The sequence below is a fragment of the Paenilisteria riparia FSL S10-1204 genome, assembly GCF_000525995.1.
Taxonomy (GTDB): domain Bacteria; phylum Bacillota; class Bacilli; order Lactobacillales; family Listeriaceae; genus Listeria_A; species Listeria_A riparia.
Genome location: NZ_AODL01000033.1, coordinates 14,482 through 31,416, shown reverse-complemented (window position 1 = coordinate 31,416; position 16,935 = coordinate 14,482). Strand labels below are relative to the sequence as shown.

Here is a 16,935-nt window from a genome sequence, read left to right as displayed (position 1 = left end):
AACTCCCTCGCTAGGAAGGCGTGAACTATTACGCTTCTTAGCAAGGGAGTTTTTTTGTTATTTTTTACGTCTGAATAGGAAGTACGCTAAAGATATTAGGGCGCCACCTAGCACGATTGGTGTTTTTGTTGATTGATCTCCGGTTGTTGGTAGTTCTGATGCTGTCTGAGTTACGATTGGTGTGTTATCCGGAGTGATGATGCTTGTGTTGTATTCTACCGGTGTAATAATCTGTGTTTTTACTGGTACGACTGGTGTAATTTCTGGTGTTGCTGGTGGAGGTGTGATTTCCGCAGCTTTTGGTAGTACTGTTACGGTAATCGTTTTTTCCACTGTGTTATTGTCGCTGTCGGTTACACGGTAAACCACTTTGTAAGTGCCTGGTTGCGATGTGTCTACTGTGTTGCTGATGATTTCGATTTGTTTTGTGAGATCACCGTCTTCTTGGTCACTACTTGTTGCTAGTTGTTGTGGGTCGAAATTATCGCCTACTGTAATCACTTGGTCTTCTGCTGTAATTGTTGGTTTTTCGTTTGATGTTACAGTTACTGTGATAGTTTTGTACGCAATGTTGCCGTCGCTATCGATGACTTCGTAGGAAACTTGGTACACGCCTTCTTTTGTTGTGTCTACTGTGTTTCGAATGACTTTGATTGTTTTTGTTAGGTCACCATCTTCTTGGTCTGTTGCGGTTACATCTGCGATTGGATCAAACTCAGTGCCTTTTTTGATGGTTTGGTCTTCTGCTTGGATAGTTGGTTTTTCGTTGCTTGTTACTATGACAGTGATATTCTTAGTTGTCGTGTTGTTATCGCTATCGGTTACGCTGTACGTGATTTGATAAATACCTTCTTGGTTTGTGTTTACATCATTTGCTGTGATTTTGATTGCGTTTGTTAAATCGCCGTCTTCTTTGTCTGTGGCACTTACTTCGGACATTGGATCAAAATTGCTTCCTTTTTTGATTGTGTGGTCTGTAGCTAGAATGACTGGTAGTTCGTTACTTGTAACTGTTACTGTGATTTGCTTGGTTGTCGTGTTGTTGTCACTGTCGGTTACGCTATATGTGACAGAATAAACGCCTTCTTGGTCGGGATTGACGTCGTTTGCGATTATTTGAATGTCGCTTGTTAGGTCTCCGTCTTCTCTATCTGTTGCGCTTACTTCAGCTAGGGCGTCGAATGTGTCGCCTCGTTTTAGTGTTTTGTCCGTTGCTGTGATAATTGGTGCGTCATTGCTTGTAACTGTTACTGTGATTTGTTTGGTTGTCGTGTTGTTGTCGCTGTCAGTAACGCTGTAAGTTACGTGGTAGACGCCTTCTTTACTTGTGTCGACGTCGTTTGCTGTGATTTGGATGTCTTTTGTTAAATTGCCGTCTTCTTTATCTGTTGCGCTTACTTCAGACATCGGGTCAAATGCTGTTCCTTTTTTCAGTGTGTGATCTGTTGCTTCGATAGTCGGAACGTCATTGCTTGTTACTGTTACTGTGATTTGTTTGGTTGTCGTGTTGTTGTCGCTGTCAGTAACGCTGTAAGTTACGTGGTAGACGCCTTCTTTACTTGTGTCGACGTCGTTTGCTGTGATTTGGATGTCTTTTGTTAAATCTCCGTCTTCTTTATCTGTTGCGCTTACTTCAGACATTGGGTCAAATGCTGTTCCTTTTTTCAGTGTGTGGTCTGTTGCTTCGATAGTTGGAACGTCATTGCTTGTTACTGTTACTGTGATTTGTTTGGTTGTCGTATTGTTGTCGCTGTCAGTAACGCTGTAAGTTATGTGGTAGACGCCTTCTTTACTTGTGTCGACGTCGTTTGCTGTGATTTTGATGTCTTTTGTTAAATTGCCGTCTTCTGCATCCTCTGCTGATACGTCTGCCATTGGGTCAAACTTAGCGCCTTTTTTCAGTGTGTGATCTGTTGCTGTAATCGTTGGGGCGTCGTTGCTTGTGACTGTTACTGTGACTTGTTTGGTTGTTACATTGCCATCGCTGTCGGTTACGCTGTAAGTCACGTGGTAGATGCCTTCTTTACTTGTGTCAACATCGTTTGCTGTGATTTTAACACTACTGCTCAGATTGCCGTCTTCAGGATCCGTTGCGCTTACGCCTGCCATTGGGTCGAATTTGCCACCTTTTTTCAGTGTATGATCCGTTGCCGTGATTGTTGGTGCATTGTTCGCGAGTACACTTAAAGTCACATCATTGGAATAGTTCGTGTAATCTTCATCTGTAAAACCTAAATCTTGATGGGTTACAGTAGCCTGTGTTGTGACATTGTTGGCTACAACTGCGCCTTTTACATCGAATGTGATATGTTTTGTTGCGTCTTTGGTGATGCTTCCAAGTGGGATGGACAAAATGCGCGTGTTGCTGTCATAGGAGCCTGCCACAGAAACGCCATCTACCATAACATTTGGTGAGGCTAGGGTTACTTCTTGTGGGATTGGGATGGACAATGTTGTTTTTTGAGATGCCATTCCACCTTCATTTTTAGCGTCAAAAGAATACGTCGCTGTTTTGTCTTTTTTCACGGATGTTTTGTCGATGTTGCCGGATACAGTGATGAAAGATTGCGTTGCGAAAACGATGTTGTCTAGTAGGTTACCATTTGTAGGATCGCCACCGACTGCTTCAAATTCAAAACGCGTCGTGGTTTGACCCGCAGGAATAGTATAGGTTCCTGAGTAAGTTTTCCAAGCGTCCACAGATGTTGTCATCGTATCGATTAGTTTCAAATTACCTGGTGCACCGAATTTCACTGTTGCGGTGTCTGTCGTATGTCTACCGCGATGGGAGACTTGCCATCTTACTTTTGCGCCCGGTGTGGTCGCGATGTCTTGGTATAATGCAGACGCTTCATATGCATTTAGCTCGGCATATTGCTCGCCATCCGCAGCATCCCTGTCTTCATTATGGTTTTGAATTTCGATTAAGCCATCAGATGCTGTGGTTTGCCAGCCTGGAACTTCTGATTGATCGAAAGTTTGCCATTCTCCGTATGGTACTGCCGGTTGCTCAAAACTACCATTTTGAAGACTAATTACTTCAATGGGTGGTTTCGGTACGCCGTGCACGTTAGTTGTGGCAGCGTGTGCTACTGGGTCTTTCATTACGTTATAGGGTAATCCTGTGTTTCCAGCAAGGATAGTTGATGCAATCATGGTACCTGCTGCAATTTTGACAATGTTTTTATTCATTAGTAAAATCCTCCGTTTTTTATTTTGTTTCTATATTTAATACACCACGAAAATACGCGAATTGGCGAACTTTGGCGTGGTGTAACAAATAACATTATTTCATGTTCGTAGTTCACCCACACGCATTAATAAGTGCTAGCCCATGAGCTCCTACGTATCTGTTTATTTTGGCAATCAAAGCTTGGCGACTAATAACGATAGGGCGGCTAATGTCTCGTTCCCCATCAAGCCCTATATATTCTCGCGCGATGATAAAATTAAGATGATCCAGCTTGCGAATCACATATTCTTCGCCTTCAAACTCACCGCTTCTGATGTAGAGTGAAGCCACGAATTGCAACATCTCTGTGTAAGCTACTTGATTTTGTAACTCCACTCGTAAAAAATGTTCTATGATGTCCATTTTCATTGCTCCTTAACCGATTTTTCGTGACTTGTCTTGATGAATCACTCGTTCTGTGTTTGATTCAACAAAATATAGCGGTCGATTTTTTGTCTCCATAAAGATGCGACCGATGTATTCACCTAATAATCCGATGCTAACCAATTGCACCCCGCCTAAAAATAGGATTACTGTAATAATTCCCATAGTTCCACTTGGAGCTCTACCTAGGAAAAGGCTCTCAATAAAAGTAAATAACAGCGTCAAAACCGTGATGACTAAAATGCTTGCCCCAGCGATGCTTGCTAGTCGTAAAGGCGCTACAGAAAAAGAAGTAATGCCGTCGATAGCTAACTGAAACAATTTTTTGTAATTCCATTTGGTGGAACCCGCAACACGGGCATCACGCTCAAACAAGATTTCTTTTTTCTTAAAGCCCACAAAGCTGAATAAACCCTTTGTGTAGCGTTGTGATTCTCTTATTTCTTTTAATGCTTCAACACATTTCCTATCTAGTAGTCGAAAATCGCCTGTGTCTTTCGGAATATCAATTGTCGCCATTTTTTGCAGGATTTCATAGTATTTTTTGGAAGACCATTTTTTTAAACCATGTTTCGCCTTTTCGGGAAATTCGTTTGGCATACACATCTTCATAACCATATTCCCAATATTCCAACATTTGAACAATGATTTCTGGTGGATCTTGTAAATCGGCGTCTAATAAAATGGTGGCATCTGCGCATACGTGGTCAAATCCAGCAATCATCGCGATTTCTTTACCATAATTGCGTGATAAATTAACGAAGCGGACACGGTAATCTTGTTGCTTTAGTTTCTTAATTGTCGTTAGCGTACCATCCGTACTACCATCATTCACAAATAAAAAGGTAAACGCATAATTGGTTAGTTGATTGGTAATTCGATTTAGTCGCTCGTAAAGATAAGGCAGTGCTTCTTGCTCATTGTAAGTAGGTATTAAAATACAAATCTGTTTCATTGTGTGTGCTCCTTGTGCAAATCAGAAACCATTTTTCAAAATATAGTCATCTAATTTATCCATATTTAAAACTAACCATGGCTTGGGTCTAACACGGATGACTCCTGCGTCTACTAAATTTCGCAATAAAAGTGAAACGTATTCTCGTTTTAGATTGCAATAATTCGCTAAGTCATATTGTGTGAATGCTGGAAAAATTTGCGTACCTTTTTCTGTTGATGTTCCAAATTTAGTAGCTAATCGTTTCAGGCAAAGCCCTAATCTTGCTGGAGCCGCACATTTGTATTCATCCAAACGCTCAAGCATAAGCCGGTTATACATGTTGGTGCAACTATCCACGCTCTCCGCGCTAAGGCCTCGTTTTTCCAACCGGACCTCTGTTTTTGCATAGAAAATAATATTGGCATCAATTAAATTAGTGACGATAAGATCGCCTACAGTTAAATAATCGATGACAGTGCCAGCCTTACTCTCCATCGCAATAATCCCTTTTCGAATAATAAAAAAGTGATTTGTGCAATGAAATTCAATTTCTTGTTTCTCTGAAAAGGTCATTTCTGGCCAATCGTGGTACATTTTGTTCTCCTCCTAGCTATTTTGGAACAATAAGTCAATCACTTGTTCTACGGATTGCGTGTTTGGTTTTGATGATGGGCGATTCTTAATTGTTTCGTAACATTCGGCATCCAGCAGCAGTCGCTCCATCCAATTTACAATTTGTACTTTGGAAAAATTAATTGCCGTTCCAACGCCTTGATCTTGGTGTCTACCAATGTTGCCCGAACCCTTCATAATTAGTGCCGGAAGACCAAGTATTTGCGCTTCTTCGAGACAGCGCGTATTATCAGACATCACTAGCCACGCGCGACGCATAAAGCTTTGATATTCTAAAATATTAAATGGCTTCACAAAATATATTTGCTTTCGGCCTTTTAAAATTTGATTTGCAAGTTCCATGACTAATGAAGTTAATTTTATCGGGATAACGAAAATAACTTCTTTATATATATTGGTAATATGCTTCATTGCTTGGAAGCTTTTTTCGAGTATGGATCTTTGATTGGATTTGCCAAGGTAGTCAAACAGAACAATTTTCTTGGTGTCGCTATTTGTGATTGGCAAATGGATCGACGGTAGCGTGGTTATTTTGGACAATGCTGGTTCTAGCCCTAGAGAAACCCGATTTGTAGCTAGCGGTGCCATCAATGCTTCTGTGGTTTTCCCCAAAAAAGCGCTGGCTTCGTCGTCGTTTCCTGCCGGTGGTTGTACTTGTGTCACGCGTATATCATTGTAATAAGAAGCAAGTGCTGCTACAAAAGCGATTCGCGTATTACCACACACGATTGTAGCATCGATTTGCTCTTGTTTTATCGTATTAGATAATTCGTTCAAGGAATATGCCGTGAGTTGGTTTAGCGTCTTTGATTCTAATGCAGCGCTTAATACATGACTTGGTTCTACGTTAAACAACGCCAAAATTTGATCCATTACTCCAGCCGTTTCTACTTGTTCGGAGATAAAAACGACTGGCGTATATTGCATTTGTTTTAGTTTGTCGATAACGGGACATATTCTAATAGCTTCTGCGGGCGTATCAAGCACTATCATTACTTTTTTCATGTGATATGCTCCAATTATTTTTGATATTTATACAAAATTAGTTACTGTTTACTTGACGGTCGTTTAATTTTTGTACTGGACGGTTGTTGTCGCCTAGTTGTTTTGTTAAGTCATTAAGTTGTTGTTTGGACATTGTGATTGGTTTTTCGTAAACAACCCATGACACGCCCTCTGTTGTTGCTGGTGTAGTTAGAGAACCATCGTATGCGAATGCTTTGTTGTCTGTTGGAATAAGACCAAGCGTACTAACGGCTTGTTTCATCGCTGTTGTTTTACCGTTTTCTGATGAGGCAATGATGCTTGTCATGTCTCCGATTGCTTGATTTTTGTCGCCTTCTTTGACGAAAACGCTGATGATTAATGTTTTATTGTCTGCAGAAACGTGTTTTAGTTGTAGTTCTGCGTCGTACTTTTTGCCGTCTAGTTGGTGTTCGCTAGGTGTATGAATGTTGATTTCTTTTAGTGTGTATTCTTTGTTTGCAACGGTGATTTTGCTGTCTGCTCTTCCTTTTGCTGGTTGGGCAACTGCTTGGACTGTTTGGTCTTTACGAGTTACTTTGAACATCGTTGGTTGGTATTTGTAGGCTACGCTAGCTTTTGCTTTGTCTGCTTTTGCGTCTTTTGTTTCGATGTTGATTGGTGATTGTTTCTTGCCTGTGTCGCTGATTTTGTAGGCTGGTTTGATAGAACCCCAGTCTGATGGGCCTGTGCTACCAGAATATGACCAGTCAAGCAACGTTTTTTTCGTCTTTTTTTAGTTGTTGTTTCTTTTGTTGTTTGGGTTGTTTTTGTTGACGTGTCAGTATTTTTGTCTGTGCTTGATGAATCTGTCGTACCACACGCGCCTAAAATTAGTAATCCACTTGTTGCAACCGCCAATAAAGGCATCGTTATTTTCTTCTTAATCATGAATAAAAACCTCACTATCATTTTTTTGTTATTCAGCTACTCGTTCTGTTTTTGCCCAAGCTTCTTTTCGCGCTACTTGTCGCCAAAATGCGAGCCAAATGCTTGGAATGGCTATTAAGTTATAAATTGGCATGAATAATCCTGCACCCATACAATGGAAAAAGGAAATGCCATCTTTGTCTTTACGACCGAGTTCATAGTGGTAAATGCACCAAATGAGACCTGGTCCAAAAATCAAACCGATAATGACTAGTATTGCACCCCAGTCTTGCAGTGTGTTCGTGAATCCCGCGCCCCAGTCAACGGAGCGGAAGAACAGAAGCATTAACCCCCAGGAAATAATCATGATGATACTTCCGAGTAAGTTAATCCACGGCTGGGCTAGGAAGTAATAGATGTCTAGCTTAGATGCGCTACTTAATATATCTGATTTCCTAATTTCTCTTAATCGCTTGATGGACTGAATATTTCCTTGCACCCATCTAGCACGTTGACGTATAAATTTCTTCACGGATGTAAGCCCTTGTTGATACACGATGGCGTCTCCAATGTACTTGCTTTTCCAACCTTTTAAAAGAATGGATAAACCTAAGTCGAAATCTTCTAGTAAACATTTGGACCATGGTGTTGGACCAAGTTCGACTAATGCGCTTAGCCTTGTGAATTGTCCGTTTCCGCCTAAACCAACGCTTTCAGTGTATTCTCGGCTATTCTGAATAGCTGCAACCGTGGAGTAGAACTCGATGTCTTGCATCATTGGAAGAATTCTTTTGCGGTTTGTAATACGAATCCGTGCTTGGGCCGCGCCAACTGCTGTATCTCGGAATACACGATTTGCTTCGGTTAACAAATTATCGCTTGGGCGACCGTCTCCATCAATAACTGTAAGAATGAGATTGGTTGGACTTTTTCCTAGACGGCGTGCTGCTTTTATTATTTTTGAATAAGCATAATTGAGAGATTCCCCTTTTCCTAGCTGGGCATTCGGCTTTTTGCGCTCGATAACCCGGACATTAGGAAGATTCATTTGGCGGACGATAGCAACCGTATTATCGGATGAATCATCATCGACAACAATTACCATCTTCTTCTGATAAGACAAAGCTAATATCGATCGAATCGTCTTTTCAATGACAACTTCTTCGTTTAGACAGGGGATTAGAAAAACATACTCTAAATCACTGTCATCTTGTTCACTCACCTTGTTTTTATTTCCTGCAAATGGGGGGAGTAGCAAAATTAAGCTCGTATACGAAAAATAAATAAAGATTAAGCATACACTGACTCCGGCCATAATTGTTAATAATCCGTTCATATATTCCTCCTTGTATTGTATGCAACCCCTAATAATGTTCTATTTGGTTACTGGTTGAAGTATGACTACTTCACGATTTTGATAACCGTCTAGGGAGCGGTTGAATGTTCCCGTGCATGAGATTAATGTGACTTGCTTACCTTTTGTTGTATCCATTAATTCTTGTGGGAAATCTTTAAAGGCGTAGGATTTTTTTGATTTTACTGCAAATGTTTTTTGTGTGCCGTCTTCATAGCCAATGATGACTTTTTCACCTAGTGTGATGTCTTCTAGGTATTTAAATAGACCTAGTTCGCCGCCCCAATCGCGGTGCCCTGCAATAATTGCGTTGCCTTTATCACCAGGTGATGGGCCAAATTTATACCAATAGACAGCGTCAATTCCGTCTGGTACTTCCATTCGGCCATCTTTGTCTGTTCCTACAGGTCGGACTGGATTTTCAATTTGTGTTTTTGTTCCATTGCGAAAAATGATTTGGGTTGGCATGATACTTTTTTCGGCTGTTGTGTCTGTTGTTTTTGTTGTGCTTTTTGGAATGGTTGCAATTTCGGCTGTTTGGTTACCTTTTGGTAGTGTTTCTGAATTGGCATTGATGTAGTCAAAGGTGATAATAACGCTCACCAACAGCATTAAAATACATGTTGCGGCAATAATCCGTGTTCTCATCCTTGATCCCATCCTTTCGCTGGTAAGTCTTTATAAAAGGCTACGAAAGCCCCGTGGTAAGGCAACATTCGGATGTAGCCTTCGCCGCTTAGTTTGGTAATGGCGGCTCGGATTGGCGTTCGACTCATATTGAGTTCTTGCGCCAAGTCCTGCTGGCTAACAAAGTCGCCCATTTTTAGACGGTTGTCTTGAATACATTTCAATACGTATTCGTACGCGACTTCTTCTAATCGTGGTTTCTTCATATATCGGTTCATCTCCATACAATGAATTCCTTTTTACAGTGGTAGCTCTGGACGGTCGTAACCTTCGAGCATGACTGGTTTTTTCTTCTTTTTTATTTTTTTCCTACTAAAATTCGATATAATTGCCAGCAACCCCAGGCGCCAATCACACTGTAACCGATAATTAAAGGCACGTGATATCTACCTTGTACTTCTACGAGAAGCGCTGATAATGTGAATCCAACTTGTAGTAAGGTGAATAAATAAATGTCTGCTATTTTTCGTAAGCAAAGTGCGAGAACGACGGCAAGGACATTTAATCCTAAAATGATGTACATAAATACGTTGCAAATGGCAAGAATGATTTTGGAGTGATACCAAATTTCTGGTGCGTCACTGTAGACATTCCAATCGTAGCCATAACTTTCGCTACTGTAGTTTTTCATTTTAGTGATGATATGGTCGGTTAATTTGCCGTTACTAGCCATATCTTGATAGCGTTCTATTCCTTTTTGAAGTAGAGCGCTGTCTGCTTTTGAGGCGTCTGTTTTATTGTCGTTGTATAATTTCCAGAACGTCTTACTGTCGGCTTCGCTCCATTGTCCTCCAGACTTTTCATTGGCACCTACGAACACATTGTATCCGATGGTACTGTTGGAAGTTGGGATATGGTATACCAATTTGTTAATCGTGGATTGTCCAGCGAGGAAAACGAGAAACAAGAGTACGACTATGGTGTATCTTTTCAGTGTTTCTTTGCGTTTTGGTCGAAGTAAGAAAGAAGTTATTACAAAGGCAATTAGTATAACCACAGCGAGTGGCCGAATCATGTTTAAGCCGATTAGTGTAAGCGCAAGCAGCAATGACCAGATAAAGCTCGGTGCGTGTTGCTCGACCTGCTGATACAAGAAAAGTGCTAAAACAAATAAGAACATAAATAACGGTTCAGTCGCAAGCAATGTACTGTACATAAAGTAGGCTGGCCATAAGGCGAAAATCAAACTGCTACCTACAGCAACGCCAAGCGGAAACCAATTTTTAACGACTTTAAAAAGTAGAAATGTTCCTGCTAATGTCAAGACGCTGTTAAATAGTTGTCCGACAAGATAACTGTTTCCAAAAATATGATAAACAGTCGATAGTACTTTAGAGAAATTGAGTATATGTGTGAAATAAGGCGCGTAGAATAGAATGCCTTGATCGTATAGCGTTGTCCAACTATTATTATCCGCGACGTAGCTTGCGATAACATGATAGTAGTAAAAGTCAGAAACGGCATGTGTTGGAATCCAGATAATCCAAATGATTCTTGGAACGATAATCAGGGCGCCTAATGCGAGATAGAAATAGCCTTTTTTCCATTGATAGAGTTTTGTAAAACCCCAGATACTCATTATTAAAACAAGTATGATGCCTGCTGCTATACCTGTAATCACCCAGATAGATGATTCACCGTTTGCTTGCCATGGTAGTAAAATAGCCGTGCTAACGAGTGCGAAAAGCATCATGAGTGCGGGAATCCATAGTGCAATTCCTGTTAAACTTTTTTTCAGCACGTTGTTCCTCCTTGTTACAATTTATAAAAAGCTGTGGCATTCGTGATGCCGAATGCGAAGGTAAAGCCACAGCTTTTCTTGTTTTTTATGCAAATACTAGGTTTGAAATGTTAAATAACATATCAGTCTGTAAATACATGGTTAGAATATGCTGGTTTTATGAAGTCACCAGTGTCACCTTCGGCAACTACATAGTCAACGCCTTGATAGTTTGCAACCAGTTTGACGTGTGTTCCACTATAACCCCATGCGCCAGTTGACTCGTAACTGCGAATCTCTTGATGATACGTGCCATCCGATGTTCCTACTTGGATTGTGCCATCGTATCCACTAAATGTTGTTACTACTCTATACGTTACTCCTGCTGGAACGTCTGCAACATGTGGGTACACATAGGCATTATTTGCACTTGGTGTACCACGACCGAGTACCAATTCAAAGTCTACACTTCCTACGCGATCAGCAATGCTCTTATTAACAGTGACATTGATTGTTTTCGTGATGTTAGACCCGTCTGTTGTTTTCACTGCAATTGTTGTTGTTCCTGCTTTTTTCGCTGTCCAGTTACCATTAGCATCTACTGTAATGATACTTGGGTCTGCTGGTGTGTAGCTCAATGTTTTGTTTGTTGCATTGGATGGTGCTACTGTTGCATCGATTTTACCTGTGTCATTTACGTTTGCTGTGATGTTTGATGCTCCTAAGGTAAGGTCTGTTGCTAAAACGTTTGTTGGTCCAGTAATGTTGATTGTAAATGTCCGCACTGTATTTCCTTTTGCGTCTTTCGCAGTTACCAAAGTGCTTCCTGTTTGATCCGTGTGTTCAAATACTGTAAGCCATGTCGCTTTTCTCACGGATAGCAGGCTAGGATTGGATAAGGTGTAGGTGAATTGACTTTGATCTAACTGTGTTCCTGCACTGTTATACATTGCTACATCGATTTGGTTATTTCCATAACCGTCTTTGTAAGTGTTTGATACCGTGATGTTATCGCCATTCGCAATGTTCGTATCTGGAGCCCATCCATTTTGGTATATCCACTTCATACTTGCCACTGCATTTGGATCAGCAACTGTTACATTAATCGTTTTCGTGATGTTAGAGCCATCTGTTGTTTTCACTGCAATTGTTGTTGTTCCTGCTTTTTTAGCTGTCCAGTTTCCGTTCGCATCTACTGTGATGATGCTTGGGTCTGCTGGAGTATAGCTTAATGTTTTGTTTGTTGCATTCGATGGTGCTACTGTTGCATCGATTTTGCCTGTGTCATTTACGTTTGCTGTGATATTTGATGTTGCTAGCGTAAGGTCTGTTGCTGCCACATCTGTTGATGTAACTTTGAATGTGAATGAGCGTACAATATTTCCGTCCATATCACGAATTGTTACATTTGTGCTACCAGCTTTGTCGTTATGCACTAAGGCAATCAAGTTTGGATCTGTTAAATCTGCTGTTGCAATACTTGGATCTGAGAATGATACAGTATATCCTGCAGGTTGAACTAGTGTTCCCGTACTGTTGTAGAATTGAAGATCTACGTGTGGTTTATTGTATTGATTCATATAAGTGTTTGGAATTTCAAGTACGCCGTTATTATTAACTGGGCGTGATACACCGTCTTTATTGAAGTTCCATTTAACATCTGTAACTGCGTTGGATTGTGTGATATTAAGTGTAAATGTGCGTACTACTGCTCCTGATGCATCTTTCACTGTTACTAATGTGCTTCCTGTTTTCTCTGTGTGCGTGAACGCTAGCAGTGATCCAGAGTTAGTAACACTTACTAATGATGGGTCTGATAATGTTGTTGTCCATCCTGTTGTATCTAATGTTGCGCCTGCTTGGTTGTAGAATTGAACATTTACATTGTTGTAGTTGTTAAGGTCTTTGTATGCATTCGTGATGTTAATTGTTCCGTTGTCGTTAATCACCGGTGTGCTACCATCTTTGTTATACGTCCATTTCATGTCTGCTACTGCTGTTGGATCGGCAGTAATGTTAAGTGTGAATGTGCGTACTACTTCTCCTGATGCATTTTTCACTGTTACTAATGTGCTTCCTGTTTTCTCTGTGTGTGTGAATGCTAGCAGTGATCCTGTGTTCTTAACGGTTACTAATGATGGGTCTGATAATGTTGTTGTCCATCCTGTTGTATCTAATGTTGCGCCTGCTTGGTTGTAGAATTGAACATTTACATTGTTGTAGTTGTTAAGGTCTTTGTATTTATTAGTGATATCAATTGTTCCGTTGTTGTTAATCACCGGTGTGCTACCATCTTTGTTATATGTCCATTTCATATCTGCTACGGCTGTTGGATCGGCAGTAATTGTGATTGTAAATGTGCGTACTACTTTGCCTGATGCGTCTTTTACAGTTACTAATGAGCTTCCTGTTTTCTCTGTATGTGTAAACGCGATGTGTGTTCCATTAGCTTTTACAGCAGAGAATAGGTCTGGATTAGATAGCGTTGTTGTATACGAGCTAGGATCTACAATTTTGTCTGAACTATTGTAGAATGCAACATCTACGTTGTTATTGTTGTAGCCATCTTTGTATGTGTTCGATACAGAGATTTCGCCACCTTCAGCTAGATTTGTGTCTGGTGCAAAGCCAGTATGATAAATCCATTTCGCATTTGCTACGGCTGTTGGATCAGCTGTTGCTACAAGTGATGCGTTCATATCTGTACGTGTTTGTTCTGCATTGATATTGATATATCCAGATACGCCGTCGTCACCGAATGCTGTGTTGGCTAATACGTCATAACCTGTTGGTGCTGTTACTTTCACGTAGTAAGTTCCTGGTGTGATTGTTTCGAATTTGTACAAGCCGTTAGCATCTGTTGTAGTTGTTTCGACAACAGCACCTGTGTTGCTGTAAAGTGTTACTGTTGCTCCAGCAATACCAGATTCGCCTGCTTCTTGCGTACCGTTTTTGTTTAAATCATTGAAGACTGTAGAACGGATTTGACCTGTTTTTTGTGCTAGTGTTAGGCGCAAGTTCGAGATGTTGCTTGTGCCGTCAGCTTGCAAGTAGTAACTGTTTCCGTCGCTACCAAATCCTTCTGAAGATTCGAATGTGTAGCCTTCTGGAATAGAAGCTTTCACATAGTAGTTGCCTGCTGCTACACCATCAAAGCTAAACTGACCTTGGCTGTTTGTGCTAACAGTTTTCACAAGTGTACCGTCTACGTTGTAAAGTGATACGTTTTCGCTGACACCTTGACCGCTTGGTGTATTAATAACACCAGAAATCGTTGTGTTGGCTTGTTTTCTCAAGGCAATCGTGTAGTTAGATGATGTGTTTTGACCATCAAGTTGGATGTAGTTACTGTTTCCGTCACTGCCGTAGCCATTACTGCTTGCAAAGTCATAGTCGCTTGGAATAACTACTTTTGTATAGTAATCTCCTGCTGCTAATCCTGTGAAGTTGTAGTTACCGCTTGCGTCTGTTTGTTGTGTATCAATTGTGTTTCCTTGTACATCATGGAGTTCTACGCGTGTGTTCGGAAGTCCAGCTCCTGTTGCTGCATCTGTTACTTTTCCGCTAATTGCTGAGTTGTTTGTTACTTGTTTTCTCAATGCGATAGAGTAACCACTTGCTGTGTTTTCACCATTGAGTTGGATGTAGTTACTGTTTCCATCATTGCCGTAACCGTTACTGCTTGCGTATTCGTATCCACTTGGAATAATTACTTTTGTATAGTAATTACCTTCTGATACGTTCGTGAAGTTATAGTTACCGCTTGCGTCTGTTTGTTGTGCCTCAACTAGATTGCCTTGCACGTCATGTAGTTCCACACGTGTGTCTGCAAGTCCAGCTCCTGTTGATGCGTCTGTTACTTTTCCGCTAACTGCTGAGTTGTCTACTGTATGAAGTCCTAAGTTTAACTCATTATGAATTGTTTGTTCGCTAGCTACAGAGAAGTAACCTGTTGTCCCGTCAGCACCAAAGTATGTGCTTGATTGGTATTTATAGTTGGATGGAATATCTGCTTTTGCATAGTATCTGCCTGGATCAAGTGCGTCAAAATGATATGCGCCAGCACTATCTGTTGTTGCGTCTGCCACTTTTGTTCCTGCTTCGTTGTATAATGCAATGTGAACACCGCTGATTCCAGCTTCTCCGCCGTCTTTTTGTCCATTACCATTTGCATCGTTATAGACATAGCTTTGGATAGCGCCTTGTTGTGGATAGAAGCCAAAATGGAAGCCTGTGATTGCATTACCGTTTGAAACAGTGAAGTAGCTAGAATTGCCATCTGCTCCGTTGATGCCTTCTGTTGTGTATAGTTTTTCATTTTTTGGAATTGTTGTTAGGTCGACGTGGATGTAATATTGTCCATCTGATACGTCTGAGAATGTGTAACGACCATCTGCTCCTGTTGTTGTAGTAGCAATTAATTCGCCTTGTGTGTTGCGCAATTCAACTTTAATGCCAGCAACGCCTTTTTCACCTGTATCTTGTGACGTATTACCGTTTAAATCTTCAAACATGACATCACTAACACTACCTAGTTTAGGAGCCTCGTTTGGATAAAAACCAAAATGATAACCTGTTACGGCATTACCATTAGTAATTGTAAAATAGGTTGAATTTCCATCAGAACCGTTGATGCCTTCTGTTGTGTATAGCTTTTCGTCTGTTGGAAGAGTAGACATATCAACATGCAGATAGTAAGTACCATCTGGCAAGTCAGTGAAACTATATCTGCCGTCTGCTCCTGTTGTTGCTGTTCCTACGAGTGTTCCTTGATCATTATGAAGTTCTACTTTGATACCAGCGATTCCTGTATTTTCACCCGCATCTTGTTTGCCATTGCCATTTAGATCTTCAAACATCACGTCACTGACGCTACCTTGGCCACTCGCCTGTAATTGTTTTAAAGTATTTTCAGCTGCGGATACAGGTTGGTATGGTTGAATAACTGGGGTTAAACTACCTAGTACTAATACACCAGTAAGTACGCCTGTACCCCACTTCTTCATTAGTGTCTTTTTCTGCATTATTGTGTTTCCTCCTAAAATGTTGGTTATTCTAATTTAGTAACTTTCTAAATTATGCATGATCGTGTTGCTTGTGTTTATTCTTAGCGAACAAGAGAACGGCCGTCACAGCTGCTATTCCGACACCAATCGTTGCTGCCATTAGCGGGTATCCTTGGAGCATTGCTGCGCCAATAATTGGACCACCACCTGTCATTGGTACCAACGGATTTAAATTACCACCTTGACTCATTGTTTTGCCTCCTTTTTATGTTGAATTATTTAACCTGGTTATTTCCCTACTTAGCTGGAATCAGGTCTGAGTGATTGTTTTAAAAACATACAATTCTCCCCCTTGTTATCTGATTTCAAATGATATATAGAATGATTATTCTTAATTTTATTTATAAATTATCTCGGTGAATTCGAAAGGCGCTTTCTTGATTTGGCGGTAGTAGAAAGCCCTCTCTTCTAAATTTTTCAAATAAAGCTTTTCCTGTATTAAAGCTCAATCCTAAATAGTTTGTAACGCATTTTTTCCCAAAACATTTTGGTAGGATAATAGCTTCTCCGTCAAAAAAGCCAAAATCTTTCGCTAATTCTGTCAACATTTTCTTTGATCTATGATTTCCTTTAAGATGTAGATACGAGCAACTTTTTTGAATCTTAATTTTCTCTTCTTTATTTAGAAGATATAGATATAACCAGCCTTCTTGCATAGCCATTAGTACATCCAGAATCTCAATTTTTTTTAAAAACTAGTACTTCTAATTTCTCCATTGCTTCTACGGTATATGGTTGCACATCATTGAATAAGAACGTTTCTAATCCGACAAAATGTGCTTCTTTGGAAAAACTCAAGAACGTATCTTGTTTTTTTAAAAGCGACAATTCCTTGTTTGATATAGAAGACATATTCATTTTTTTCGCCTTCATTCATGATGATTTGTTTTTTATTTATTTTTTTTTTCCTCTGGGATTAGTCGATGTTCACTCATCAAAAGATTTATCAATTTCTTTTCGCTAAATAGTTGCTCCACTTCTTTTTTCTCGTACAGTTCCATTAAACCATTCACATCAATAACCCCTTTC

At 40.3% G+C, this 16,935-nt stretch carries 14 protein-coding genes and 1 pseudogene; all 15 read right to left on the bottom strand.

Going from position 1 to position 16,935, the window contains the following annotated elements; genetic code table 11:
• Positions 1-57: 57 nt before the first annotated feature.
• The 15 genes and pseudogenes from PRIP_RS16470 to PRIP_RS18045 all read right to left on the bottom strand — a co-directional run bounded on the left by PRIP_RS16470 (position 58) and on the right by PRIP_RS18045 (position 16,919).
• Positions 58-3,192, bottom strand: a complete 3,135-nt coding sequence (locus PRIP_RS16470; protein ID WP_052008958.1) for an immunoglobulin-like domain-containing protein — start codon at positions 3,190-3,192, stop codon at positions 58-60.
• Between the two features lie 112 nt (positions 3,193-3,304).
• Positions 3,305-3,595 (bottom strand): hypothetical protein, encoded by a 291-nt coding sequence (locus PRIP_RS14380; RefSeq protein ID WP_036101996.1) that lies wholly within the window; start codon positions 3,593-3,595, stop codon positions 3,305-3,307.
• Between the two features lie 12 nt (positions 3,596-3,607).
• Positions 3,608-4,571: pseudogene (locus PRIP_RS14375) on the bottom strand (glycosyltransferase family 2 protein).
• 21 nt (positions 4,572-4,592) lie between these two features.
• Complete coding sequence (locus PRIP_RS14370; protein WP_036101994.1) at positions 4,593-5,147, bottom strand: helix-turn-helix domain-containing protein; 555 nt, start codon at positions 5,145-5,147, stop codon at positions 4,593-4,595.
• A 12-nt stretch (positions 5,148-5,159) separates the two neighbouring features.
• The gene (locus PRIP_RS14365) at positions 5,160-6,191 is read right to left on the bottom strand and encodes a UDP-N-acetylglucosamine 2-epimerase (protein WP_036101992.1); all 1,032 of its coding nucleotides are present in this window, start codon (positions 6,189-6,191) and stop codon (positions 5,160-5,162) included.
• Between the two features lie 37 nt (positions 6,192-6,228).
• Positions 6,229-6,927, bottom strand: a complete 699-nt coding sequence (locus PRIP_RS14360) for a carbonic anhydrase family protein (RefSeq protein WP_052008957.1) — start codon at positions 6,925-6,927, stop codon at positions 6,229-6,231.
• Positions 6,928-7,128: 201 nt separating this feature from the next.
• Positions 7,129-8,415, bottom strand: a complete 1,287-nt coding sequence (locus PRIP_RS14355) for a glycosyltransferase family 2 protein (RefSeq protein ID WP_036101990.1) — start codon at positions 8,413-8,415, stop codon at positions 7,129-7,131.
• Positions 8,416-8,454: 39 nt separating this feature from the next.
• Positions 8,455-9,081, bottom strand: coding sequence for a class F sortase (locus PRIP_RS16465; protein ID WP_052008956.1), 627 nt, complete (start codon positions 9,079-9,081; stop codon positions 8,455-8,457).
• Positions 9,078-9,344, bottom strand: coding sequence for a GntR family transcriptional regulator (locus PRIP_RS14345; protein ID WP_077913030.1), 267 nt, complete (start codon positions 9,342-9,344; stop codon positions 9,078-9,080). Before PRIP_RS14345 ends, PRIP_RS16465 begins: the two co-directional genes overlap by 4 nt.
• A 74-nt stretch (positions 9,345-9,418) precedes the next feature.
• Entirely contained in the window at positions 9,419-10,861 is a 1,443-nt protein-coding gene (locus tag PRIP_RS14340; RefSeq protein WP_036101986.1) for an ArnT family glycosyltransferase, read from the bottom strand.
• Between the two features lie 122 nt (positions 10,862-10,983).
• Entirely contained in the window at positions 10,984-15,864 is a 4,881-nt protein-coding gene (locus tag PRIP_RS14335) for an SdrD B-like domain-containing protein (RefSeq protein WP_036101984.1), read from the bottom strand.
• Between the two features lie 52 nt (positions 15,865-15,916).
• Positions 15,917-16,096: a hypothetical protein gene (locus PRIP_RS14330; protein WP_036101982.1), complete on the bottom strand. Its 180-nt coding sequence runs from the start codon at positions 16,094-16,096 to the stop codon at positions 15,917-15,919.
• Between the two features lie 151 nt (positions 16,097-16,247).
• Positions 16,248-16,568, bottom strand: a complete 321-nt coding sequence (locus PRIP_RS14325) for a hypothetical protein (RefSeq protein ID WP_036101980.1) — start codon at positions 16,566-16,568, stop codon at positions 16,248-16,250.
• 16 nt (positions 16,569-16,584) lie between these two features.
• On the bottom strand, positions 16,585-16,764 hold the full coding sequence (locus tag PRIP_RS14320; protein ID WP_036101978.1) for a hypothetical protein: 180 nt from the start codon (positions 16,762-16,764) through the stop codon (positions 16,585-16,587).
• Positions 16,765-16,796: 32 nt separating this feature from the next.
• Positions 16,797-16,919, bottom strand: a complete 123-nt coding sequence (locus PRIP_RS18045; protein ID WP_277620107.1) for a hypothetical protein — start codon at positions 16,917-16,919, stop codon at positions 16,797-16,799.
• Between the last annotated feature and the right edge of the window lie 16 nt (positions 16,920-16,935).

Coding starts and splice junctions, on each gene's coding strand:
- PRIP_RS14380 (WP_036101996.1), bottom strand. CDS start 3,595: ATGGACATCATAGAACATTTTTTACGAGTGGAGTTACAAAATCAAGTA.
- PRIP_RS14370 (WP_036101994.1), bottom strand. CDS start 5,147: ATGTACCACGATTGGCCAGAAATGACCTTTTCAGAGAAACAAGAAATT.
- PRIP_RS14330 (WP_036101982.1), bottom strand. CDS start 16,096: ATGAGTCAAGGTGGTAATTTAAATCCGTTGGTACCAATGACAGGTGGT.
- PRIP_RS16465 (WP_052008956.1), bottom strand. CDS start 9,081: ATGAGAACACGGATTATTGCCGCAACATGTATTTTAATGCTGTTGGTG.
- PRIP_RS14345 (WP_077913030.1), bottom strand. CDS start 9,344: ATGGAGATGAACCGATATATGAAGAAACCACGATTAGAAGAAGTCGCG.
- PRIP_RS16470 (WP_052008958.1), bottom strand. CDS start 3,192: ATGAATAAAAACATTGTCAAAATTGCAGCAGGTACCATGATTGCATCA.
- PRIP_RS14365 (WP_036101992.1), bottom strand. CDS start 6,191: ATGAAAAAAGTAATGATAGTGCTTGATACGCCCGCAGAAGCTATTAGA.
- PRIP_RS14355 (WP_036101990.1), bottom strand. CDS start 8,415: ATGAACGGATTATTAACAATTATGGCCGGAGTCAGTGTATGCTTAATC.
- PRIP_RS14320 (WP_036101978.1), bottom strand. CDS start 16,764: ATGAATATGTCTTCTATATCAAACAAGGAATTGTCGCTTTTAAAAAAA.
- PRIP_RS14335 (WP_036101984.1), bottom strand. CDS start 15,864: ATGCAGAAAAAGACACTAATGAAGAAGTGGGGTACAGGCGTACTTACT.
- PRIP_RS14325 (WP_036101980.1), bottom strand. CDS start 16,568: ATGGCTATGCAAGAAGGCTGGTTATATCTATATCTTCTAAATAAAGAA.